The sequence below is a fragment of the Rhodococcus sp. Eu-32 genome (genome assembly GCF_003336925.1).
GTDB classification, from domain to species: Bacteria; Actinomycetota; Actinomycetes; order Mycobacteriales; family Mycobacteriaceae; genus Rhodococcoides; species Rhodococcoides kyotonensis_B.
In genome coordinates this window covers 187,550-210,504 of the sequence record NZ_QGNK01000005.1, presented here as the reverse complement: position 1 = coordinate 210,504, position 22,955 = coordinate 187,550, and the positions used below count along the sequence as shown (strand labels likewise).

Below are 22,955 nucleotides of genomic sequence, written 5' to 3'. Positions count from 1 at the left end.
AGCCCTCTATACATTCGCACTCACGTGCGGCGGAGCCGCATCACCACCGCCGCCAATCCCAGCAGATAGACGACACCACCGCCGAGCACGACGGCGTGTGCGGATGCCTCACCCGCGAGATCCGTCGTCGACGGGCCGACGACGAACGCGGCGACGGCGAGCGCCGCGACGAAGAAGATGTTGAAGACGGTGTCCTGCAATGCGAACACGCGCCCGCGATGGTCGTCGTCGATCTCGGTCTGCATCGACGCGTCGCCCGTGAGCTTGATGGTCTGGCCTGCGATGCCGAGCAGGAACGCGCCGATGAGCAGACTCGTCTGCGTGAGCCCGTCGATGAATGTCACCTGTACGACGGCGGCCAGTGCGAGTGCGCCGATGATCGATCGGACGCGACCGAACTTCGGCAGCAGGAAGGGCGTCAGAACTGCCGCGATCAGCATGCCCGCAGCCGTCGCTCCGACGGCGATGCCGAAGCCGGCCAACCCGCCGGGCAATGAGCTCGACGTCGCTTCGCGCAGGATCAACACCATGACGAGAGTGTCGACGCCGAACACGATGCGGTGGGTGCCGATGCCCATCATCGCGGCGGTGACCGTCGGCGACTTCCATACCGCGACGGCACCGGACTTCAATCCGGCTGCGATGTCCGCGAATGCACGTGATGTTCCGTCGTCGGGAATGGTTGCAGGACCCAGCGATTGGCGCGGAAAACGTGCCGCGGCAACCGATCCGACGATCGATCCGACGGCCGAGACTGCCACGGCGACACCCGATCCGGTGTCACCGGCGCCGATGTACCCGATGATCCCGACGGCCGCTCCTGCTCCCGCGGCTGCGAAGCCCGAACCGATGGTCGCGAGAAGAGAATTCATCGGCACGAGCCACGATGTTCGGACGACGTGCGGCAGGGACGCGGACACACCGGCCAGAACGAACCGACTGAGGCCGACGGTCGTCAACGCGAGGAGAAGCAGCGCGGTCTCGCCGCCCCCGGTGAACAGAACCGTGGCGGTGACGGCGATCAGGACCATGCGAAGCACGTTCGCCCACAGCACTACTGCGCGCCGATCCCATCGGTCGAGCATCGCGCCTGCGAACGGCCCGATGATCGAGTACGGCACCAACAGAACGGCGAATCCGGCGGCGATGGCCGCCGGATTCGATTCGCGTTCGGGGTTGAACAGAATTGCTCCGCTGAGCGCCGCCTGGAACAGGCCGTCGCCGAACTGCCCTGCGAAGCGGATCGCGGTGAGCTTGCCTGCACCGGGCGAATTGCGCAGTCGCGCCAGGAAGGTCTCGTCGCTCACTTACAGGACTGTAGCCCCAGTTACCTACGACGCCTGTGCCAGCTCCTTGTCCTTCCACCAGGCGACGGTGGCAGCGGCACCGTCGGACAGCGGTGTCGGACGTAGCCCGAGCATCTTCTCGCTCGCCGAGCTGTCGAGCACGTATGGGTGCTCGAACTGATACAACGTGTCGCCGAGCTCCTTGATCGGATCGGACACGACGCCGAGCGACTTCATCATCCACGCCGGGATGGTTCCGACTTTCGGTGTCGGAGCGTGTGCTGCCCGCGCGAAGGCCTCGATCATCTGGCGCTGCGTGACGGCGGGGGCGGTCGGCGCGTGCAAGAAGGTGTTCCACGGCGACGGGGTGGCTGCTGCCTCGATCATCGCGACGGCGAAGTCGGGCACGTACGTGAACGAGTGTGGCAGATCGGCGTCGGCGATCACTCGAACAGTGCTGTGCGACAATACTTTCGGTACCACGCGATCGCCCATGTGTGCCGACAGGACGCGCGGCCCGTAGAAATCCGAGGCGGCGACGCTGACCGTCGGTGTCGCGTGCGCATCGCGGGCGGCGAGCAATTCGGTGCGGACGCCGAGCTTGCGGTGGGTGGCGACGCGCGGCGAGTCCTCACGAATCGGGCCGTCGATGTAACCGTAGGAGTAGAGACTCTCCGGGAACACGACGACGGTGCCGGCAGCTGCGTCGAGCACGCGCCGTTCCATGGTGGGAAGCTTTGCGCGCCAGACCTTGTCCTCGTACGCGACGTGAGTGCAGTGGTAGATCGCCGTCGCGTTCTCGAAATGACCACGGAGATCGTCGGTTTCGATGTCGACGCGTCGCTTCTCGATCGACGGGTGGTCGGGGCCCGAACCGGAACGGGTGAGCACTCGGACGCGGTGACCTCGCTCGGCGAGCTGTTCGGCGACGGTCCATCCGACGGGCCCTGCACCGGTGACGACGTGTAGCTGGTTCATGATCTCTCCTTCAAGTGTGAGCACTGCTCTCTGTTTGTACTTCGAGTGTGCACCCGCCCGCCGCAGAAAGCAAGAGCACTGCTCTCATTCGGAATCGACCGAACAGCCGGAGAGCACTGCTCGCTATTGTGTGAGCCATGCCGACTACCCCCCGCGAACGAGCTCGCGCGCAGACGCTTGCCGACATCACCCGAATCGGCCGTCAGCACCTGGCCGCCGACGGGGCTGCTGCGCTGTCGTTGCGCGCCGTCGCACGAGATCTCGGGGTCGTGTCGTCCGCGGTCTACCGGTACGTCAAGAGCCGCGACGAACTGCTCACCCTTCTTGTCGTCGACGCCTACAACGAGCTCGGTGACGAGGTGGACGCTGCGGTGGATGCGGTCGACGACTCGATGGAGAAATTCCTGACGCTCGGCCGGGCTGTCCGTGCCTGGGCGAGGCGAGAACCCGCGTCGTACGCGCTGTTGTTCGGCAGCCCTGTTCCCGGCTATCACGCGCCGGCCGAGCAGACGACCGGACCGGGCATACGCGTCATCGTGAAGCTCGTGCAGGTCTTCGACCAGGCGGATCGCGACGGCCGGTTGTCGACGCCCCCGTCTCCGGTCCCGCTCGAGTCTTTGCACGACGACTTCGCGACGGTTCGTAACGAAATGGGAACGGAGATGTCCGACGCGGCCCTCGCCGGTGGCGTTCTGGTGTGGGCGTCGCTCTTCGGCGCGGTGAGCTTCGACGTGTTCGACCAGTACGGATCGGCGAATTTCGTGGATCGTGAGCTGTTGTTCGAGCATCAACTCGCGCTGCTGGCGGGGCTTGTCGGGCTGTCCTGACGCGACGAAACTTTCCGGCATTCCTTGCGGTACATCGGGTGGTCGGCGGTGCCACAATGTCTCCATGGCTACACATGCGGAGGAACCCGAGGACCAGACGGCAGAGAACCACGCTGCGTCGGTCGACGAAGCGGTGCGTCCCGGTAGCTTGCTCGTCAGTTCGATCGAGCTCGTCGAGCCGACGTTCCGGCGCACCGTCGTCTACGTCATCGAACACAACGACGCGGGCAGTCTCGGCGTCGTGATCAATCGTCCGAGCGAGACGGCCGTGCACGACGTGCTCCCGCAGTGGAGCGAACTGGCGGCGCGACCGCAGGCACTCTACGTCGGCGGACCGGTGAAACGGGATTCGGCGTTGTGTCTCGGCGTCGTGCGGACGGGCGTCGACGTCGAGGGTGTCGCCGGCCTCCGGCGGGTCGACGGCCGAGTCGTCATGGTCGATCTGGACTCCGACCCGTCGGACATAGCCCCGCTCGTCGAGGGCGTGCGCGTGTTCGCCGGCTACTCGGGGTGGACGATGGGCCAGCTCGACGGTGAACTCGCCCGCGACGACTGGATGGTGGTCTCCGCGCTGGCGTCCGACGTCATCGGCCCGCCGAAGATCGACCTGTGGGCCCACGTGTTGCGACGCCAGCCGATGCCGTTGGCGATGCTGGCGTCGCATCCGATCGACGTGGAACGTAACTAGTGCGAAGCCGCACTAATGGGCGAAATGCGTTGCGGTCGAGTGTCCTTCGCCCGCGGCCGACGCATTGAGCTGCTCGATCACCTCGTCGATCGCGATGCACAGTAACCGGCCCAGATCCGCGCTGAAACCCTCACGCACGACGATACGAAGCACGGCGACGTCGGTCGCGTCGTCCGGCATCGTGTAGGCGGGCACCTGCCATCCGCGGGCTCGAAGTTCGTGGGAGATGTCGAAGACGGTGTACGGGTGCTCGCCGGTGAGCGTGAACGCGATGACCGGGATGGCACTACCGTCGGTGACGACGACGAAGTCAGGATGCGCAGCCAGGTGCGCACTGACCCGAACGGCGGTGTCGCGCAACGCTTTCATGATGTCGGTGTAGCCGGGCCGGCCGGGACGGAGGAAGTTGTAGTACTGCCCGACGACCTGATTGCCCGGGCGTGAGAAGTTCAACGTGAAGGTCGGCATGTCGCCACCGAGGTAGTTGACGCGGAACACGAGGTCCTCGGGCAAGTCCTCTTTCGTGCGCCAGACGGCGAAACCGATTCCGGGATAGACCAATCCGTACTTGTGCCCGCTTGCGTTGATCGACTTCACGCGCGGCAGCCGGAAGTCCCACTCGAGGTGCGGGTGGAGGAACGGGACGACGAAACCTCCGCTGGCAGCGTCGACGTGGACGGGAACGTCCGGTCCCCCGTTCGCCGCGATGGTGTCGAGGACGTCGCAGATCTCCGACACCGGTTCGAGCTCGCCGGTGAACGTGGTTCCGAGGATGGCGACGACGCCGATCGTGTTCTCGTCGACGGCTTCTCGCACCTGCTCCGGCGTGATGACGTAGCGACCGGGCTCCATCGGCAGATACTTCGGCTCGACGTCGAAGTATCGGCAGAACTTCTCCCATACGACCTGAACGTTGCTCCCCAGCACGAGGTTCGGTCTGGAGCCGTCGGAAACCTGTGCACGCCAACGCCACTTCAACGCGAGACCCGCCAACATGACCGCTTCGCTCGAACCAATCGTCGACACACCCGTCGCCGACGACGGATCCTCCGGGTCGAGTCCCGGCGCATGGAACAGGTCCGCGACCATGTTGACGCAGCGTTCCTCGATCGACGCCGTCGCCGGGTATTCGTCCTTGTCGATCATGTTCTTGTCGAACGTCTCGGCCATCAACATCTCGGCCTGCGGATCCATCCAGGTGGTGACGAAGGTGGCCAGATTGAGTCGGGAGGAGCCGTCGAGCATCAGTTCGTCGTGGATGAATCGGTACGCGGCGTCGGGGTCGAGTTGCTCGTCCGGAAGTCGGAGCGCGGGTACCGGATTCGTGGCGAGCCTGCCGGTGTAGGCCGCCGAGATCACGCCGTTCGGATGCTTCTTACGGGCCACGTCGTCCTCCAAGTCATAGGGGTGTGACCTGACGCTAACCCCGCGGAGCGGGCTTCGCATCACCCTCGACAGGCGAAGCGCGCGCGTAGCGCTGGGCCAGGACCGCGCACACCATGAGCTGGATCTGATGGAACAGCAGCAGCGGCAACACGATCAGGCCGACGGGTTGGCCCGCGAACAGAACCGACGCCATCGGCAGACCGCTGGCCAGGCTCTTCTTGGAGCCGCAGAACACCAGGACGATGCGGTCGGCGCGGGTGAATCCGAGCGCGCGGCCGATGACGGAGGTGAGTGCGAGGACGATCGCGAGAAGCACGATGCAGGTGGCGACGACTGCCACGATGCGCCACACCGAGACCGACGACCAGACGTGCTGGTTCATGCTCTCGCTGAATGCGGCGTACACGACGAGAAGGATCGAACCTCGGTCGACGATCTTCGTGGGCTTGGAGTGTCGTGACAGCCAACCGGTCACGAGCGGCCGGATCAGCTGGCCGACGAGGAACGGAATCAGCAGCTGGGCGACGATGTCGAGAATCGACGACGCATCGACGTGGGCATCGCCCGACGTGTTCATGAGCAGGATCACGAGCAGTGGTGTCACGAAGACGCCGACGATGTTCGAGAACGACGCGCTGACGACGGCACCGGCGACGTTGCCCTTCGCGATGGACGTGAACGCGATCGACGACTGCACCGTCGACGGCACGAGACAGAGGAACAGGATGCCGGTGTAGAGGTCCTGCGTCAGGACGGTCGGTTCTAGGATCCGCAGCGCGAGCCCGATCAACGGAAAGATCACGTACGTCATCGCGAGTACGACCGAATGCAGCCGCCAGTGCTTGACGCCTTCCCACGCCTCCTGCGGGGACAGTCGTGCGCCGTAGAGGAGGAACAGGAGGCCGATCGCGATCTTCGTCGCCCATCCGAGGACGGTCTCTGCCGTGCCGGTGGCCGGAAAGATGCTGGCGAGCCCGGCCACGGCGAAGATGCCGAGGACGAAGCCGTCGGGACGAGCCTGTCGGAGAACGTTCACTCGGCTCACGATATCCCCGGCGGTCGGCGCTGACGCACGCGACCTTGTGACCGACCCCAACCGGAGATCGGCACGAAGCGTGGATGTCCCGAAAGTCGCGCAATGACTTCCGCGCGCTCGTCGTTGCGCTCTACTGTGTGGCGAGGTTCAGCGGACAGCATCGACGTTGTGCCACAGGGGGGTTGAGGTCCGGGGGGCCGTTCATGCTGCGTACTTACCTGGTTCGACCCCGAGACGTTTCACGGGATTTTTCGAGATCTCGCTGATTCGTGTCGTAATCGGTGCAGCCACGGCAACTTTCGCGTGATGCCGTCAGTAGAGAGCAGACGAAGAATGTCGATCAGAAGAGTCCGAGCTGGAAACATGTCCCGAACTACCGCGTCCGTTGCAGCGCTGTCGGCCGCGATCATGTGCGCGGGCATGTCCGTCGCGTCGGCGCAACCCGCCGAGGAACCGGCGCCGCCGGCCGTCGTCACCGAGGACGGGACAGAGGTCGTTCCTCCGGAGGGTAGCGAGGAGGAGCGCCCCAAGGCCGAGGAACAGGGAATCGAGCGCCCGGACATCTCCGAGGTGCCGTCCGAGGCACGATCCACCTACGATCCGGAGAGCGAAACCGTCGGCTACGGCCCGGTTCAGAAGAACTTCATCGCCGGGTTCCTCTACAACATCGTCCATCCTGACGTGGCACCGCAGGGCGCCAACGACTGGAACTGCAAGCCGACCGAGGCCCACCCGAATCCCGTTGTCCTGCTTCACGGTACGTGGGAGAACGCGTACAACAACTTCGCGCGTCTGTCGCCGGCGTTGAAGGAAGCGGGTCACTGCGTGTTCGCGTTGAACTACGGTGACACCGATTCGAGCGGACTCGGACACGTCAAGTCCATCCGTGGTACCGGCCCTGTCGCCGAGAGTGCCAAGGAAATCGCCACGTATGTCGACGCGGTCCTTGCTCGCACCGGGGCGGACAAGGTCGACATCGTCGGTCACTCGCAGGGTGGTCTGGTGACCAGGCAGTACCTTCGATTCGAAGGCGGAGCCAACCCGGCCGACCCGAGCCAGAACAAGGTCGGCACGGTCGTCAGTGTCGCCGGATCCAATCACGGAACCACTCTCGTCGGCATCGGCTCGTTGGGCCGGACGATCAACAACCTCGGACTGAACGTGCTCGGTCTCGTGGGCGCCATCGCCGGGCCCGCGGCTTCCGATCAGGTGATCGACTCACCGCTCGTCAAGGCGCTCGACGCGGGCGGCGACACCGAGCCCGGCATCGACTACACGGTCATCGGAACTCGCTTCGACGAGGTCGTGACTCCGTACAAGACGACGTTCCTCACCGCCGGTGAAGGCGCCACCGTCAACAATGTTCTGCTCCAGGACGGTTGCGGCGTCGACTTCTCGGACCACCTGTCGATCTCGGTGTCCCCGAGGGCAATCGGCATCATCAAGAACGCGCTCGATCCGGAAGGCACGCCGGCCAGTGCCATCCCGTGCGTGTGGAACGGACCTGTGACCGGCGGCTGATCGCCGGATGAAACCGAACCGCATCGCGTCGTCAGAGAAATGTCGACGCGGTGCGGTTTCCGCCGTCGTACTTGGCCTGGTACATCATCGAGTCCGCGGCGCGGGTGGCCCGGGTGACCACCGATGTTTCCCCGCCCCAGATCTCGCCGGGTCGAGCGATGATGGCAGCGCCGACGCTGACGGTGACGGGAACCTGATCGTCGCGCCGGTACAGAGCGTGGCCCACCTGACCTATGCGAGCATGAGTGGTCTCGTACGGCGCGCGGAACACGACGACGAATTCCTCCCCTCCCGTCCGCGCGACGAGGCCGTCCGGGTCGAAGAGCGCGGCCAGACGGTCCGACACCGTGACGATGACGCGGTCTCCCGTGTCGTGGCCGAAGTAGTCGTTCACCTGCTTGAAGCGGTCGATGTCGATCACGAGAACGACGAGACACTGCCCGAGTTCCTGACTGAACGAGACGAGTTCCTCGGCCGCGTCCTCGAGGCCCCGGCGGTTGAGCAGGCCGGTGAGCGGGTCGACGAGGGACCGCCGCGCGTCACGGCCGATCGCGGTCCACGCGATGTGCGCGAACAACGGGATCGCACCGTTGACGGCCAGGACGACGAGACCCGCGGCGAGGATCGTCGCAAGGTCTTCTTCGACGGACAGGCATGCACGAATGGTGATGACGACGATCAAGCCCACACACCAGATCAGATGCGCGAGCAGCAACCTCGGGCTGCAGAAGTAGGTGCAGAGCGCGCCGGTGACGACGAACAGGCAGCACCCGATCAAGGCCCCGATCGGTTCGTAGAGCACCAGGACGGACGTCAACCCCAGGTCTCCGAACACGGCGAAACCGATGAAATCGCGTCGTACTGGGAGCGGACCGAAGAAGCACCGCAGCGCGACGGCGAGCTGAACGAGCAGCATGACGCCGACCCACGCCTGTGCCCAGAATCCCTGCGGCCCGCGCGAGGAGAACAACATCAGGATGGACGACGCAGCGAACAGCAGTGTCGCTGAACCGAACACGATTCGAAGTGGTCCGTGCAGTCCACGCGTCGACCGATGGGAGACGATCCATTCGTAGTCGAACGGCTGGGTGTACCACTCCGTCAGTACGGCACGAACCGAATAGGTGTTCGGCCGACGATGACTCGCGGGTCGGCTACGTGAGACAGCGTCCTGTGCCGACGGCCTGTTCTCGTTCGTGCGAGCCTCCAGTCGTCACCCAGTGGTTGAAAAAGAGCCTAAACGACAAAAACGGCGATCGGTTTGTTTTCGGCGAATCATCGGGAGGATGCGAGCGTGTTGAGTGCCCCGGCAATCCGTTCTGCGTGCTCGGTAGTGATGGTCAGGCGCTGGCCGTTGGCGAACGTCACGAACACCGCGGGACCTTTCGCGGTCGCGACGGCGTAGTTGCCGCGTCCCTTGACGCGTAGGCCCCACCCTCCGAAGTCCTCGAACGGAGTGACCTCGCGGACCGACGCTCCGGTGATCTCGTCGATCGAGTAGTCGAACGCCGCCATTCCGAGGCTGCGCACGTGCAGACCCGCACGGTCGACGACGAGTTCGTAGCGCATCAGCGACACCGGGAGGATCGCCAGCGGGACGAAGATGGCCAGTGGCCACCACGACTCGACCAGCCAGCAGGTCAGGACGGCCGCGGCAGCGACGATCGCGAAGAGCACGATGGTCCCGACGCGACCGGCACCCAGCGGCTCGACGATCGGTAGGTCCGCGTCGGCGCGTGGGAGCGACGAGGGCGGCGGCTCGGTGGCGACGACGCGATCGCGGTAGTCACGCAGCAGCGACGCACCGAGAAGGCCGACGGCGAACCCGACGGCGGTTCCGAAGGCGAGCGCCCAGCCGGGAATCTCGATCGTCGTGACGTCGGTGACGTCCAGCTGACGCGACAGGATGGCTACCTGCAGTACGACGATCAGGCCGACGACGGTCGAGCCGATCATCAACATGGTTCTGCGCATGATAAGAAGGGCATGCGCGAGCGACGCGATCGCGCTGCAGCCACCGCCGACGAGAATCACGACGATGGCGAGGGTGATGGAGCTGGCCGTCGGGCTGGTGAAGCCGTCGGGAGCCGTGCCGGACCAGTGCGTCGCGATCTGGTCGGGTAGGCGTGGGCGCCAGATCCGGGTGAGCACGATCCCGAACACACCTGCCGCGATCGGCAGGAAGACGCCGAAAACAACGCCTGCCGGATCGAACGTCCGTTGCTTCATCGCCGGTTCAGCTTTGCTCACTCCGCAGGCTCCGCTCCCGGCATCAGCTCGGAGCGCACGCATCCTTGAGGCTGCAGGAGATGCAGGAGTGCCCGCATCCGCCCGTCTCCTCGACCGGCTTCGCGGCGGCGGCGCGAGCGCCGATGGAACCACCGACACCCGCGGTGACGAACGCCGCGATCAGGCAGGCCACCACCGCGACGACGGCGAACACCCCGCTCAGCATGAGGCCGGCGGCGCCGCCGATCAGCAGCAGGAGTGCCGACGCGGCCGTGGTGGGACCGGCCACCTTGTTGGCCATGGCGAACGTTTCGTCGTCACGCATCGACTCTGCGGTACGGACGCCTGCCCAGCGGTTACGGGGGAGTTTGCCCGTCAGGCTCGCGGCGGCGACGGAGCCGACGACGAGAGCGAGTACGAAGAGCAGTATCGACACGACGATCACGCCGGTAAGGATACGGCCACCACGGGTCCTCATACCAGGCGGCCCGATGGACCCCACTACTCTGGTTGCGTGATTGATCCAGTGGACGCAACTCCCGAGCACCGCTACACCGCGGATGTGGCCGGGCGCATCGAGCAGCAGTGGCAGGACCTGTGGGACGAGCAGGGCACGTTCGACGCCCCGAACCCGGTCGGCCCGCTTGCCGGTGACGTGCCTCAGGACAAGCTCTTCGTTCAGGACATGTTCCCGTACCCGTCGGGCAGCGGTCTGCACGTCGGACACCCGCTCGGGTACATCGCGACGGACGTCTTCGCGCGGTTCCACCGGATGCACGGACGGAACGTCCTCCATGCTCTCGGATACGACGCCTTCGGGTTGCCGGCCGAGCAGTACGCCGTTCAGACCGGCACGCATCCCCGCACCACCACCGAGGCGAACATCGCCAACATGCGCCGTCAGCTGCGTCGCCTCGGGCTCGGACACGACCGTCGCCGTTCGCTCGCGACGACGGACGTCGATTTCTACCACTGGACGCAGTGGATCTTCCTGCAGATCTTCAACGCGTGGTACGACGTCGACCTGAAGAAGGCGCGTCCGATTTCCGAGCTCGAGAAGGAATTCGCCGACGGTTCACGGCAGCTGGAGGACGGCCGTGACTGGTCGTCGTTGAGTGCCGGTGAGCGCGCGTCGGTGCTCGACGGGTTCCGCCTCGTCTACGAGTCCAACTCGCTCGTCAACTGGTGCCCGGGTCTGGGCACCGTGCTGGCGAACGAGGAAGTCACCGCCGACGGCCGCAGCGACCGCGGCAACTTCCCGGTGTTCCGAAAGAACCTGCGGCAGTGGATGATGCGCATCACCGCGTACTCGGACCGGCTGATCGACGATCTCGAGAACCTGGATTGGCCGGACAAGGTCAAGACCATGCAGCGCAACTGGATCGGTCGCTCGCGCGGCGCGCAGGTCTCGTTCTCGGGGATCGAGGTGTTCACGACGCGCCCCGACACCCTGTTCGGTGCCAGCTACGTCGTTCTCGCTCCCGAACACGATCTGGTCGACGGCCTGGTTGCGGCCGAGTGGCCGTCCGACGTGCCTGCCGTCTGGACCGGAGGCGCTGCCACTCCTGCGGAAGCCGTTGCGGCCTACCGCGCGTCGATCGCGGCCAAGTCCGACCTGGAGCGTCAGGAGAACAAGGAGAAGACCGGTGTGTTCACCGGCTCCTATGCCGAGAACCCCGTGAACGGAGAGCAGGTTCCGGTCTTCATCGCCGACTACGTGCTCACCGGGTACGGCACCGGCGCGATCATGGCCGTCCCGGGTCACGATCAGCGCGACTGGGAGTTTGCAACCAAGTTCGATCTGCCCATCCGTGAGGTCATCTCGGGCGGAGATGTCACCGAAGCTGCTTTCGTCGGCGACGGCGCGTTGGTCAATTCCGGCTTCCTGGACGGACTTTCGGTCGACGACGCCAAGGCTGCGGTCGTCGCGAAGTTGGAGGAGGACGGCAAGGGCCGCGGCACCATCCAGTACAAGCTGCGCGACTGGCTGTTCGCGCGTCAGCGGTACTGGGGTGAGCCTTTCCCGATCGTCTACGACAAGGACGGCAACGCCCACGCGCTGCCGGATTCGGTTCTGCCCGTGGAACTTCCGGAGGTCGAGGACTACGCCCCGGTCTCCTTCGATCCCGACGACGCGAGCTCCGAGCCGTCGCCGCCGCTCGCCAAGGCGTCGGACTGGGTGAACGTCGAGCTCGATCTCGGTGACGGCCTGCAGACCTACCGCCGCGACACCAACGTCATGCCGCAGTGGGCAGGCAGCTCGTGGTACCAGCTGCGCTACATCGACCCGACCAATTCCGAGACGTTCGCGGACCCGGAGAACGAGAAGTACTGGGTCGGACCGCGTCCCGAGCTGCACGGACCGAACGACCCCGGCGGTGTCGACCTGTACGTCGGCGGCGTCGAGCACGCGGTGCTGCACCTGCTGTACTCGCGTTTCTGGCACAAGGTGCTGTTCGACCTCGGACACGTCAGCTCCAGCGAGCCGTACCGCCGGTTGTACAACCAGGGCTACATCCAGGCGTACGCGTTCACCGATGCGCGCGGTGTCTACGTGCCGGCCGACGAGGTCGAAGAGCGGGACGGTGGGTTCTTCTACCAGGGAGAACCGGTCAACCGCGAGTACGGGAAGATGGGCAAGAGCCTGAAGAACTCGGTCTCTCCCGACGACATCTTCGCCGAATACGGAGCCGACACCTTGCGTGTCTACGAGATGTCGATGGGTCCGCTGGACACGTCGCGCCCGTGGGCGACGAAGGACGTCGTCGGCGCACAGCGTTTCCTGCAGCGCGTGTGGCGTCTCGTGCTCGACGAGGAGACCGGCGCTGTCCGCGTCACCGACGACAAGCCGACCGAGGACACACTGCGTGTGCTCAACCGTGTCATCGACGGTGTGGAAGCGGATTACACTGCGCTGCGCGACAATACGGCCGGTGCCAAGCTCATCGAGCTGACGAACCATCTGACGAAGGCGTACCCGGACGGCGCCCCACGCGGTGTCGTCGAACCGCTGATCCTGATGCTCGCCCCGATGGCTCCGCACCTGTCGGAGGAGCTGTGGAAACGTCTCGGACACGACCGTTCGCTCGCGCACGGGCCCTTCCCGCGTGCCGATCAGAAGTGGCTCGTCGCCGACACCGTCGACTACCCCATCCAGGTCAACGGCAAGGTGCGTAGCCGCATCACCGTGCCCGCGGATGCCACCAACGGCGATGTCGAGAAGACCGCGCTCGCAGACGAGAAGATCGTTGCTCTGCTGGGTGGCAAGGCGCCGACCAAGGTCATCGTCATCCCGGGTCGAATGGTCAACATCGTCGTGAAATAGTGCGCTGACGCACCCGTGCGCGGAAAGTCGGCCTCCGCTGCAACTTTCCGCGCAGGGGTGGCGACGCCGCACTCTCACCCTTTTCGTGTGAATGCACAGCCGAGATTCTTGGCATGCGCTTTAATTCGTTCCATGTCACAGGTCGGTAAAGCGCTCGTCCTCACGTTGATTGCCTTCGTCGTCGGAACAAGCGCTCTCGTCGCGCAGGCCGACCCGGGGCCGGGCTCGCCCATTCCGGCCGACGACCCGTTCTACAGCTGGGACTCCTCGCTCGACGTCGCGCCGGGATCCGTCCTGCGGTCCCGGCCGATGACGTTCGCGACGCCCACGCTGACCACGCCCATCCGGGGTGAGCAGGTGCTGTATCGCACCACCGATCAGCAGGGTGACGCCGTCGTGACCGTGGCGACGGTTCTGCGACCCCTCGTTCCCGGGCCGACGAAGATCGTCTCGTACCACATGGCGTACGACGCCCTCGGTTCTCAGTGCGACCCGTCGTACACGCTCAGCGGTGGTGCGACGAGTCCGATCGCGACCGCGGAGCAAGGCGTCATCGCCGGTTATCTGGCCGCCGGATACACCGTCGTCGCACCGGATTACGAAGGCGAAGAGCTCGAATGGACCATCGGGCGGCAGTCGGGGTACGCGGCGCTGGACGGCATCCGTGCGGCTCAGTCGTTCCTGCAGGTGCCGTCGTCGACACCCGTTGCGATGATCGGCTATTCGGGCGGATCGGTGCCGACGCAGTGGGGCGCCGAGGTCGCGCCGACGTACGCGCCCGAGCTGAATCTCGTCGGAATCGCGGCGGGCGGGTTGCCCGTCGATCTGGCACACAACCTGCCGTACGTGAGCGGAAGTGCGCAGTGGGCGGGCGTCATTCCGGCGTTGATCGTGGCGTACCAGCGCGCATACGGACTCGACACCGCGTCGTTCCTGTCCGAGTACGGGGCACAGGTGATCGATCAGGTCGACCAGGAGTGCATCGCGCAGTTCGCCGACGACTACCCCACCCTGACCGACGCGAGCATGGTGCGCGCGCCGTACACCTCGCTGCTGGAAGTGCCGGAAGTCGTCGAGGCCATCAACGACAACATCATGGGTACGGCAGGCACACCGAGGACCCCGATGTTCCTTGCGGTGGGTCACGCGGATCCGATCGGCGACACCATCATGATCACCGCCGATGTGCAAGCGCTCGCGCACCAGTACTGCACCGACGGCGTCGATGTTCAGTACGCGCAGTACGACGGGCTGACGCACGGAGAAGCGTTCCTGCCCTTCGAAGCTCAGGGCCTGCAGTTCCTGACCGAACGCTTCGCGGGATCGCCGACGCACAGCAACTGCGCCACCATCCCGGTCGGCAACAGTCTCGCCCCGACGCCCGTGCCGTGATGCGCCTTCGGGTGCCGCAGGCGCACTAGATTCCCCCGTCGACGCGCACTACCGAGCCGTTCGTAGCGGACGCTGCGGGACTGGCGAGGAACGCCACCATGTTCGCGATCTCGTCGGGCTCGATGAACCGCTGCAGCAACGACGTCGGATTTCCGGCCATGATCGCGGCCTTCATCTCGGCGACGGGTATGGACTGTGTATCGGCGATGGCTTCCACCGTCCGTGCGACGCCGTCCGAGTACGTCGGGCCGCCGAGCACCGAATTGACCGTCACCGCAGTGCCTTTCGTGAGCTTGGCGAGGCCGTTGGCGACGGCCAGCATCGCCGACTTCGACGTGCCGTAGTGAATCATGTCCGCCGGGACGTTCACGCCCGACTCACTGCTCACGAAAAGGACACGGCCCCAGCCTCGGTGGAGCATGGCGGGTAGAAGTCGGCGCGACAACCGCACCCCGCTCATGACGTTGACGTCGAAGTAGCGGCGCCAGTCGGCGTCGGAGATGGTGTCGAACGCCTTCAGCTCGAAGAGGCCGACGTTGTTGACCAGGATGTCGACGTCGGCGATGGTGCTGCACAGTCGGTTCACCTGCTCGTCGTCGGAGAAGTCGGCTGCGATGCCGTCGACGGATGCACCGGGTGCGTCGCGGCGTAGGCGTTCGACGGCCGTCGCGAGTGTGTCGCGGTCGCGGCCGTTGAGGGTGACGTCGACGCCTTCTCGGGCGAGTGTTCGGGCGACCGCGTAGCCGATTCCCTGCGTCGACCCGCTGACGAACGCCGACTTGCCGGAGAGTTTCAGATCCATGCCCCGATCGTCGCGCGGTCCGATCAGCACTCGATCAGCGCACACTAGAATTCGGCCGGTGAGCGAGCTACGAATCCGCGTTCTCGGCCAGGTCGAGGCGGAGATCGACGGCGTGGCAGTGCCCCTGTCGAAACCGCGGCACCGCGAGATTCTGAGCTTGTTGGTGGTGGGGCGCGGACGCACGGTGTCGACGTCCAGCCTGGTCGACGACCTGTGGGACGACGCCCCCGCCGGCGCCGTCGGATCCGTCCGCACGTTCATCGGTGAACTCCGCAGGATCCTGGAGCCGACGCGTCCGCCGCGGGCGGCGTCGGCTGTCGTCGTGACGCGAGGATCCGGATATGCGCTCGAACAGTGCAGCGTCGACCTGTGGCGGGTGGAGGCGGGAGAAGCCGGCCTCGACGAATGGCGCGGAACGGCTTTCGACGAATTCGCGACGCGTCCCTGGGCGGCCGGGGAGCGTGCTCGGAATGCCGAGCTTCGAGCAGGAATGACGGAGCGGCGCGCGGGAGAGCTCTTGGACGAGGGGCGTCCGGGTGCGGTGGTTCCCCTGATCGACGCGTTCGTCGACGAGCACCCGTGGCGTGAGGAAGGATGGCGAATCCTCGCCCTGGCGTTGTATCGCGTGGGGCGACAGGCGGATGCGCTTGCGGTGCTGCGCCGTGCCCGCGTGACGTTCACCGAGGGACTCGGTTTGGATCCGAGTGATCGTCTGGGAGACATGGAAGAGCGAATACTGAACCGCGATCCGGGACTCGACCGAAGTGGCTCCATCCTGATGCAGGTAGCCGAGCAGTCTCGGCCGAGCACACGGTCACAGCTCGAAAGTGCCTCTGCGCTCGTGCCTTTGCTCGCCCTGTCGGGATCCGTCGGTGCGGCGACCGAACAACGTCTCGCGACGATCGCCGCGGCCGAGCAGGTGGGCGATCCGGAACTGACCGCACGGGTGATCGTCGGCTACGACGTTCCCGGCAGCTGGACGCGGTCGGACGATCCGGAGTTGTCCGCCGCGATCGTCGCCGCAGCGGACCGGGCGTTCACAGGATTGCCGGCGTCGGCGTCGAAACGTGTTCGTGCGCGGTTGCTTTCGACCATCGCGATGGAATCCCGCGGGGTGGGCAGTCGGATGGCGGAGGCTGTGGAAGCGGAGGCCATTGCCCGACGGCTCGGCGACCCCGCGCTGCTGTGCCTGACGCTCGGCGCGCGCTACCTGCAGACGTTCGGGTCGACGGGTCTGGCACGCGACCGATGCGACATAGCCGACGAGACAGTGGAACTCGCGGTGGAGGCCGAACTGTCGACGTTCGAGATCGCCGGCCGGCTGTACCGGATGCAGTCACTGTGCGCGCTCGACGATCTCGCAAGTGCCTCGGTGGAAGCAGACCTGATCGACGGGTTGGCGCAGCGGTTCGATCGTCCCCTGGCGTCGGTGTTCACCGCGTGGTTCCGGTACACGTTCGAGGACGGACCGGAGCCTGTGGAAACCGCTGAGATGCCGGGCTTCACGAACGGATTGCACGCGCTATCCGATCTGACAGTCGCCGTGCGGAACGGAAAGCCTCTGCCCGACGGCGATTTCGGGCCCTACGAGCCATGGGTGCGTGGATTGTTCGAGCCGAAAGTGCTCGACTCCGTTCCCGATCCCCCGCACGACCTGATGTCGGAGGTGTGCTGGTACCTGACGGGTGTGGCGGCACTCGCTGCGGGACAGAGGGATTCGATGCAGCGCGTCCACGAGGCGTTGCTGCCGGCGGCATCCGAACGCGCAGCCGGCAGTGGATGCATCGACCTCGGGCCGATCGCGCCGCTGCTGGAGCGGTTGGCTCTGTAGTCCGCGCGGGCGAAATTTACCCTCCTATTGTGCGGAATCCGGGTTCGAAACCGCACAATAGGAGGGTAAATTTCAGCGGGAAGCGGCTGGACAGTCGGTCTGAGTGGCGCCATAATCGCGCCATGCCAAGCGTGCAGATCAAGGACGTGCCCGACGACGTCCACGCGACGCTGCGACGTCGTGCAGCGGAAGCTCATCAGTCGTTGCAGGAGTACTCGCGAACTCGTCTGATTGAGGAGGCGAGTCAGCCAACGGTCAGCGAGGTGCTGGAACGAGCGGGCCGTAGAAGCGGCGGATCGGTGTCCTTCAGCGAGGCCGCGGCAGCGGTTCGGGAGGATCGTGATCGTCGTTGATGCAAGCGTCACGTTGCGTTGGCCGAGCTGATGGGCGCTCCGCTGTGGACCGGTGATGCCAGACTCGCGAATGCAGCGGGTCCGAGATGCGAGCTCGTTGTCTTCGCTGATGTCAGAGGAACCGATTGACCAAAGGCCCGACCAGACCGAACGCGGTGGCGTCGGGAACCAGGTACTTGGCGACGGTTCCGCTGACGAACGCGTGCCATGCCGGCCCGCCGTCGGATTCGACCCCGGAGACGACGAACGCCTTGCCGACGAAGACTCCCGGGAAGTGGCGGGTGGCCAACTCTTCGTTGTGGGCTGCGACGGCGAGTAGTTCCTCGACGCGGCTGCGGTCGATGACGTCACTCATGCGCGACAGCAGGTCCGGCTGAGGGCGGTGGGCGAGCGGATCGCTGTCGACGAGGACCAGGCTGTCGACCGCCACGCCCCTGGCTTGCAGCTCGACGGCCACCGCGTGCGCGAGCAGTCCGCCGAACGACGCGCCGAGCAGATGCAGCGGGCCGTCGCTGTGGACATCGAGGATGTGGTCGGCGTAACGGGCCGCGAGTGCAGTCAACGATGCAGGCCGCTCACCGATCGCCTGGACTCCGAAGACGGGGCGATCGTCGTCGATGTGCTCGACGAGTTCGGCGTAGCAGCTGGTCAGGCCTTCGAGCGGGTGGATGCAGAAGACGGGCGCCTGGGTTCCGGTTGCTCGGATGGTCACGATGGCCGGGGCCGCGTAGGCGGTGATGGTGTGATCGGGCAGCTCGGTGGCCGGCTTCGAGTAATCGTTGACGACGGTCATGCTGAGCCTCCGAGGGGTGTGTGTCTTCGTTCTGCCTGATGAATATGTCGGGTGAGAGTCGCAATGTGTTACCCGGGTCTCATAACGAATCGGCACGCATGGAGAAGCCGTCGAGCGAAGAGCGGAAACCCGGCGACCCCGACACCTACCATCCACATGTGACCGAGACTGCTGCTCGACGCCGACGCATCCGGCTGGCGCTGTGCGCGGCCGTCGTATTCGCCGTGACCTCGCTGACGACCGGAACCGCCCACGCTGCGGCCCATCCCCTGAAGGTGTCGATCATCGGCGATTCGTTCAGCGCCGGTGTCGGGGCGAGCGCCGGAGCCGGGTACGCCACCGTGCTTGCAGCGCGCGCCTGTTGGGACTCGAACCTCGTCGCCGAATCGGGCAGTGGCTATGCGGCGAGCCCGAACCCGTTCGTCAGTCTGCAACGAGTCACGAAGGCCGCGTCGACGCTCCCCGACGTCATCGTCATCCAGGGCTCCGGCAACGACCGCGGTGACGCGAGGCTGTTCGCCGCGGCCACCGGTCTGTACGCGACGTTCCGCGTCATCGCACCGCAGGCACGGATCGTCGTCGTCGCGCCGACGGGTGCTCCGAATGCCAAGCACGACAACATCGACGCGATCCGACGCACCCTGCGGGACGCGGCTCAGCTCGCCGGCGTCACCTTCCTCGACCCGCGGGCCGAGGGTTGGCTGAACTTCTCGACCGATTATGCGCCCGACGGCATCCACCCGAACACCCGCGGCCACGCGCGAATGGCCGACCGGTTGTTCGACGACCTTGTCGCACTGGGTATTCCGCGCGTCGACAGCTGTTAGACGACCCAATTCAGCAGCACGACGCACACTGCAGTCCCGGAGAGGATGCTCAGGGCGACGTTGCGTCGCCAGAGGTGCACGCCTGCGGTGACGAGAACGCCTGCGATCTGCGGAATCCCGTGATGCGAAGCGCCGACGTCGATCGACGACAGCGCGTACATGGCCAGAATCGCCACTGCGCCGAGAGGCATCCACCGTCCGATGGAGTCCAGCAGTGCGGATTCACGTAGCCGCGCGCGAACCGCGAACGGTATGGCGCGCAACGCAAATGTGATCGCAACGGCCACCCCGACCGCTCCAGCAAGATAGCCGTAATCAGGCACGAGCGCTCCTCACATGCCGAACGATCAACGTCATCGTGAATACGCACATCGACACCACCAGCATCGACCCGGGCGAGAACAGCAACCCGATTGCACCCGACAGGACGGCAAGCACGAGCGTCACGCGGTTCGGGTCCGCGCGGTACGCGTCGACTACGAGGACGACGAACAGAGCTGTCAGCACGAAATCGAGGCCCTGAACGTCGCCGAGCACCGTGTGCCCGACGAGCCCTCCGAGAAAGGATCCGACCATCCACGACATGTGCAGTCCCAGCTGCGTCCAGAGGATCCGACCGCTGCGCATGCGGCTGGTGATCATCGCGAACGCCTCGTCGCACAGCGCAAAGATGCTGTACAGCTTGGCGAATCGGCCCTCGACACGATGCAGCGGGAACGACAGCCCGTAGAAGAGGTGTCGCGAATTGACGAGAAACGTCGTCACCGCAACCGCTGCCAGAGGCGCAGCCGCCGCGAGCATGCCGATGAGAACGAACTCGACCGATCCGGCGAACAGCACTCCCGAAATGATCGGCGCGATCCACCACGGAAATCCGTGCGACGTCACGACGACGCCGAAGCCGAGTCCCAATGTGAACAGCCCGAACCAGATCACGCCCGCCGAGCGGAACGCGTCGACGAACGATCCCGTGGTGGTCGGCTGAAGTTCTTCGTGCACGGTCATGACGCAAGGATAGGAAATTCGGTGCGTGATTTTATTGCCCGATCTTGCCGATGCGGGGATACACGCGCAAGATATTCACGTGGATTCGATCGACGAACATATCTTGTTGCTCCTGCAGGAGAACGGTCGCCTGACCAACCAGGAATTGGCGGCCCGTGTCGGCCTCACCCCGGCCCCGTGCCTGCGGCGTGTCCGCAAGCTCGAGGACGACGGCATCATCACCGGATATTCCGCGATCGTCGATCGGACCCGCCTCGGCAAGGGGTTCGAGGTCATCATCCACGCAGACCTCGTCGCCAAGAATCTGGCGACGACGCAGGCGTTCGAGGATCGGATCGCAGCGATGCCCGAGGTTGCCGAACTCCGACGCATGTTCGGCATCCCCGACTACTTCATTCGCGTGCGCGTCGCCGATCTCGCGGCCTACGAGCAATGGTTGACGGTCCAGCTGATGGGCGACAAAGCCATCGCCCGCGTCGACTCGCGCATCACGATGAAGCTCATCAAGACCGACGCGCCTTAGACGGTGACGAGGTCCGCGGTCTTGTTCAGCTGCAGATCCCGCATCCAGACCAGCAATGCCACGACTGCGAAGGCAGCTCCCGTCACGCAGACGCCCGTCCAGCCGAAGTGCGTCCAGGCGAACGTGCCTGCAGCCGATCCCGCCGACGCGCCGACGAAGTACGTCGTCATGTAGATCGAGTTGATCCGTGCCCTGGCCTCCGGCTCCAGCGCGTAGACGACGTTCTGGTTGCTGACGTGCACCCCCTGCAGAGCGAGGTCGACGAGCACGAACGCCAGCACGAACACGAGCCAGTACGTGCCTCCGACGGCGAACAGCAGCCACACCGAGACCAGCAGCACGACGCCCGAGCCGGTGGCCCATTGCACGTATCCGCGGTCGGCCAGGCGACCGGCGATCGACGCCATCAAAGCACCGGCGACGCCCGAGAGTCCGATCAGACCGATCTGGGCCGCCGAGAATCCGTACTCCGTGGTCAGCAGGAGCGTCATCGTCGCGAACACCGTACTGACCGACGCGAAGGACAGCGCCCCGAGCAGCGACCGCGTGCGCAGCCGTGGGTGACGACGCACGAGTCGGCCCATCGACGCCAGGGCGGGCAGATATGCGACGCCGGCAGTCGTCGTGTTGCGGGGCAGCACTCGCCAGAGGCCGAAGGCCGACAGCAGCATCAGTACCGCCGCCAGTCGATAGACCCCCTGCCATCCGGTGACTCCGGACAGAACGCCGGAGATGCTGCGCGCCAACAGGATTCCCGTCAGCAGCCCACCCATGACGATACCGACGATGCGCCCCGAGTCCGAGGGATGGGCCATCGAGGCCGCGAACGGAACGATGACTTGCGCTGCGACGGAGAACAATCCGGCCATCGCGGTACCGACCAACAGCCACGACAGAGCTGGGGAGAACCCGACGATCGCCTGTCCCGTCGCGGCGAGCACCATCAGTCCGACGCTCAACGTCCGGCGATCGACCACGTCACCCAGCGGTACGAGAAGAAGCAGCCCGAGCGCGTAGGACACCTGTGCAACGGTCACCGACACCGCGGCAGCGGATTGCGAGACGCCGAACTGGGTGGCGATGAGATCGAGCAGTGGCTGATTGAGGTAGTTGCCACCGGCACTCAGGCCGGTCGCGACGGCCATCAGGGCGACGACCGGGGTGCCGATGCCGGATTCTCTGGACGATGTGTTCACGAGTACCAGCATTCTCTCGCGAGACTGTGCTGTCCAATAGATCGATCAGCATGATCCATCTCTTCGAGAGATAGAATTTCGGCGTGGAACTCCGTCACATCCAATACGCCGTCGCAGTGGCCGAGGAGCAACATTTCAGTCGCGCCGCCGCCCGACTCCATGTGGCACAGTCGGCGCTCAGCAGTCAGATCCGCGACCTCGAACGCGAGTTGGGCGTCGAACTGTTCTCTCGAACGAGCCGAAGCGTGACCGTCACCGACGCCGGACGCGTGTTTCTCGAACGCGCCTACGGCGTTCTGGGGTCGGTGTCGCGCCTGGTCGCCGACGTCTCGCCGTCGACCACCGAGGTACGACGCCTCCGCGTCGGCATGATCGTGCCGCTGACGCGTGTCGACGTCGTGGCAGCGGTCGCGTCGCTGACGGCGTCTCACCCCAACATGGCGGTGTCGTTGCTCCCCAGAGGCAGCGCGATCACGCTCGACGGGGTCTCCGACGGCTCGCTCGACGTGGGGATCGTCGGCCTCGCGCCCGGTCGCACGCACACGGGTCTGACGTCGACGGCCCTGTGGACCGAACCGTTGTCGCTGTTCGTCGCCGCCGAGCACGAGTGGGCGCGGAGGCGGTCCGTCAGGCTCGTCGAGTTGGACGGCATGACGATGATCGACCGGCCGGCAGGCAGCGAGGCCCGAATGCAGACCGACTACGCGTTCACACAGTCCTCGGTGCCGAGGGGCACGATCATCGAAGCCGATTCCTCGGACATCGTTGCCGGACTGACGGAATCGGGCCTCGGCGTGACCTTGCTGCCGACGTCGTTGGCGTCGCTGTTCCCGAGGTTGCACAGAATCGACGTGGTCGACGCGCCCACCCGGACGGTGTCCGTCGTCACGAATCCGAGCAACACCACGTCGGTCACCGCGGCGTTCACCGACTACCTGCTTCGGCAGGGGTCCTGAC

The 22,955-nt window shown here is 65.5% G+C and carries 22 protein-coding genes; 10 read left to right on the top strand and 12 right to left on the bottom strand.

The window, feature by feature from the left end:
• Positions 1 to 20: 20 nt before the first annotated feature.
• Together DK926_RS08570 and DK926_RS08565 are read right to left on the bottom strand one after the other, a co-directional pair.
• A complete protein-coding gene (locus tag DK926_RS08570) occupies positions 21 to 1,307 on the bottom strand; it encodes a hypothetical protein (RefSeq protein WP_114330056.1) in 1,287 nt (428 codons plus the stop codon).
• Positions 1,308 to 1,331: 24 nt separating this feature from the next.
• On the bottom strand, positions 1,332 to 2,264 hold the full coding sequence (locus DK926_RS08565) for an NAD-dependent epimerase/dehydratase family protein (protein ID WP_114330120.1): 933 nt from the start codon (positions 2,262 to 2,264) through the stop codon (positions 1,332 to 1,334).
• A gap of 137 nt (positions 2,265 to 2,401) precedes the next feature.
• On the opposite strand from DK926_RS08565, the gene DK926_RS08560 reads away from it, so the two are divergent.
• Together DK926_RS08560 and DK926_RS08555 are read left to right on the top strand one after the other, a co-directional pair.
• A complete protein-coding gene (locus DK926_RS08560) occupies positions 2,402 to 3,091 on the top strand; it encodes a TetR/AcrR family transcriptional regulator (protein ID WP_114330055.1) in 690 nt (229 codons plus the stop codon).
• A gap of 64 nt (positions 3,092 to 3,155) precedes the next feature.
• On the top strand, positions 3,156 to 3,779 hold the full coding sequence (locus DK926_RS08555) for a YqgE/AlgH family protein (protein ID WP_114330054.1): 624 nt from the start codon (positions 3,156 to 3,158) through the stop codon (positions 3,777 to 3,779).
• A gap of 12 nt (positions 3,780 to 3,791) precedes the next feature.
• On the opposite strand, the gene DK926_RS08550 is transcribed toward DK926_RS08555, so the two are convergent.
• Positions 3,792 to 5,165 (bottom strand): glutamate decarboxylase, encoded by a 1,374-nt coding sequence (locus tag DK926_RS08550; protein WP_243636718.1) that lies wholly within the window; start codon positions 5,163 to 5,165, stop codon positions 3,792 to 3,794.
• A 34-nt stretch (positions 5,166 to 5,199) separates the two neighbouring features.
• Positions 5,200 to 6,201 carry a bile acid:sodium symporter family protein gene (locus DK926_RS08545; protein ID WP_114330052.1) on the bottom strand — a complete coding sequence of 334 codons (1,002 nt, stop codon included), beginning with the start codon at positions 6,199 to 6,201 and terminating at the stop codon, positions 5,200 to 5,202.
• 363 nt (positions 6,202 to 6,564) lie between these two features.
• Here DK926_RS08545 and DK926_RS08540 point away from each other — a divergent pair, with 363 nt between their 5' ends.
• The gene (locus DK926_RS08540; protein WP_240931278.1) at positions 6,565 to 7,722 is read left to right on the top strand and encodes an alpha/beta fold hydrolase; all 1,158 of its coding nucleotides are present in this window, start codon (positions 6,565 to 6,567) and stop codon (positions 7,720 to 7,722) included.
• 31 nt (positions 7,723 to 7,753) lie between these two features.
• On the opposite strand, the gene DK926_RS08535 is transcribed toward DK926_RS08540, so the two are convergent.
• The 3 genes from DK926_RS08535 to DK926_RS08525 form a co-directional block, all read right to left on the bottom strand.
• Entirely contained in the window at positions 7,754 to 8,740 is a 987-nt protein-coding gene (locus DK926_RS08535; RefSeq protein ID WP_243636717.1) for a GGDEF domain-containing protein, read from the bottom strand.
• Between the two features lie 257 nt (positions 8,741 to 8,997).
• Entirely contained in the window at positions 8,998 to 9,951 is a 954-nt protein-coding gene (locus tag DK926_RS08530) for a DUF1648 domain-containing protein (protein ID WP_114330119.1), read from the bottom strand.
• 43 nt (positions 9,952 to 9,994) lie between these two features.
• Complete coding sequence (locus DK926_RS08525) at positions 9,995 to 10,396, bottom strand: SdpI family protein (RefSeq protein WP_068429594.1); 402 nt, start codon at positions 10,394 to 10,396, stop codon at positions 9,995 to 9,997.
• Positions 10,397 to 10,465: 69 nt separating this feature from the next.
• On the opposite strand from DK926_RS08525, the gene leuS reads away from it, so the two are divergent.
• Both leuS and DK926_RS08515 read left to right on the top strand, forming a co-directional pair.
• On the top strand, positions 10,466 to 13,276 hold the full coding sequence (leuS, locus tag DK926_RS08520; protein WP_207890776.1) for a leucine--tRNA ligase: 2,811 nt from the start codon (positions 10,466 to 10,468) through the stop codon (positions 13,274 to 13,276).
• A gap of 132 nt (positions 13,277 to 13,408) precedes the next feature.
• Positions 13,409 to 14,668, top strand: coding sequence for a lipase family protein (locus DK926_RS08515; RefSeq protein ID WP_114330049.1), 1,260 nt, complete (start codon positions 13,409 to 13,411; stop codon positions 14,666 to 14,668).
• Positions 14,669 to 14,693: 25 nt separating this feature from the next.
• On the opposite strand, the gene DK926_RS08510 is transcribed toward DK926_RS08515, so the two are convergent.
• Positions 14,694 to 15,470, bottom strand: coding sequence for an SDR family NAD(P)-dependent oxidoreductase (locus DK926_RS08510; RefSeq protein WP_114330118.1), 777 nt, complete (start codon positions 15,468 to 15,470; stop codon positions 14,694 to 14,696).
• A gap of 58 nt (positions 15,471 to 15,528) precedes the next feature.
• On the opposite strand from DK926_RS08510, the gene DK926_RS08505 reads away from it, so the two are divergent.
• Both DK926_RS08505 and DK926_RS08500 read left to right on the top strand, forming a co-directional pair.
• Positions 15,529 to 17,301 carry a BTAD domain-containing putative transcriptional regulator gene (locus DK926_RS08505; protein WP_114330048.1) on the top strand — a complete coding sequence of 591 codons (1,773 nt, stop codon included), beginning with the start codon at positions 15,529 to 15,531 and terminating at the stop codon, positions 17,299 to 17,301.
• Between the two features lie 122 nt (positions 17,302 to 17,423).
• Positions 17,424 to 17,654: a hypothetical protein gene (locus DK926_RS08500; RefSeq protein ID WP_114330047.1), complete on the top strand. Its 231-nt coding sequence runs from the start codon at positions 17,424 to 17,426 to the stop codon at positions 17,652 to 17,654.
• A 112-nt stretch (positions 17,655 to 17,766) separates the two neighbouring features.
• Here DK926_RS08500 and DK926_RS08495 read toward each other — a convergent pair whose 3' ends face one another.
• On the bottom strand, positions 17,767 to 18,447 hold the full coding sequence (locus tag DK926_RS08495) for a thioesterase domain-containing protein (protein ID WP_114330046.1): 681 nt from the start codon (positions 18,445 to 18,447) through the stop codon (positions 17,767 to 17,769).
• Positions 18,448 to 18,605: 158 nt separating this feature from the next.
• On the opposite strand from DK926_RS08495, the gene DK926_RS08490 reads away from it, so the two are divergent.
• Entirely contained in the window at positions 18,606 to 19,274 is a 669-nt protein-coding gene (locus tag DK926_RS08490; protein WP_243636716.1) for an SGNH/GDSL hydrolase family protein, read from the top strand.
• Here DK926_RS08490 and DK926_RS08485 read toward each other — a convergent pair.
• Both DK926_RS08485 and DK926_RS08480 read right to left on the bottom strand, forming a co-directional pair.
• A complete protein-coding gene (locus tag DK926_RS08485) occupies positions 19,271 to 19,597 on the bottom strand; it encodes an AzlD domain-containing protein (RefSeq protein WP_114330044.1) in 327 nt (108 codons plus the stop codon). The genes DK926_RS08490 and DK926_RS08485 overlap by 4 nt on opposite strands.
• Complete coding sequence (locus DK926_RS08480; RefSeq protein WP_114330043.1) at positions 19,590 to 20,279, bottom strand: AzlC family ABC transporter permease; 690 nt, start codon at positions 20,277 to 20,279, stop codon at positions 19,590 to 19,592. Before DK926_RS08480 ends, DK926_RS08485 begins: the two co-directional genes overlap by 8 nt.
• A gap of 79 nt (positions 20,280 to 20,358) precedes the next feature.
• Here DK926_RS08480 and DK926_RS08475 point away from each other — a divergent pair, with 79 nt between their 5' ends.
• Positions 20,359 to 20,802, top strand: coding sequence for an Lrp/AsnC family transcriptional regulator (locus DK926_RS08475; RefSeq protein WP_068430035.1), 444 nt, complete (start codon positions 20,359 to 20,361; stop codon positions 20,800 to 20,802).
• Here the strand turns inward: DK926_RS08475 and DK926_RS08470 are convergent.
• Positions 20,799 to 22,010: an MFS transporter gene (locus DK926_RS08470; protein ID WP_114330042.1), complete on the bottom strand. Its 1,212-nt coding sequence runs from the start codon at positions 22,008 to 22,010 to the stop codon at positions 20,799 to 20,801. The two genes, DK926_RS08475 and DK926_RS08470, sit on opposite strands and share 4 nt — an antisense overlap.
• Positions 22,011 to 22,081: 71 nt before the next feature.
• On the opposite strand from DK926_RS08470, the gene DK926_RS08465 reads away from it, so the two are divergent.
• Positions 22,082 to 22,954 (top strand): LysR family transcriptional regulator, encoded by an 873-nt coding sequence (locus DK926_RS08465; RefSeq protein ID WP_114330041.1) that lies wholly within the window; start codon positions 22,082 to 22,084, stop codon positions 22,952 to 22,954.
• Position 22,955 lies beyond the last annotated feature (1 nt).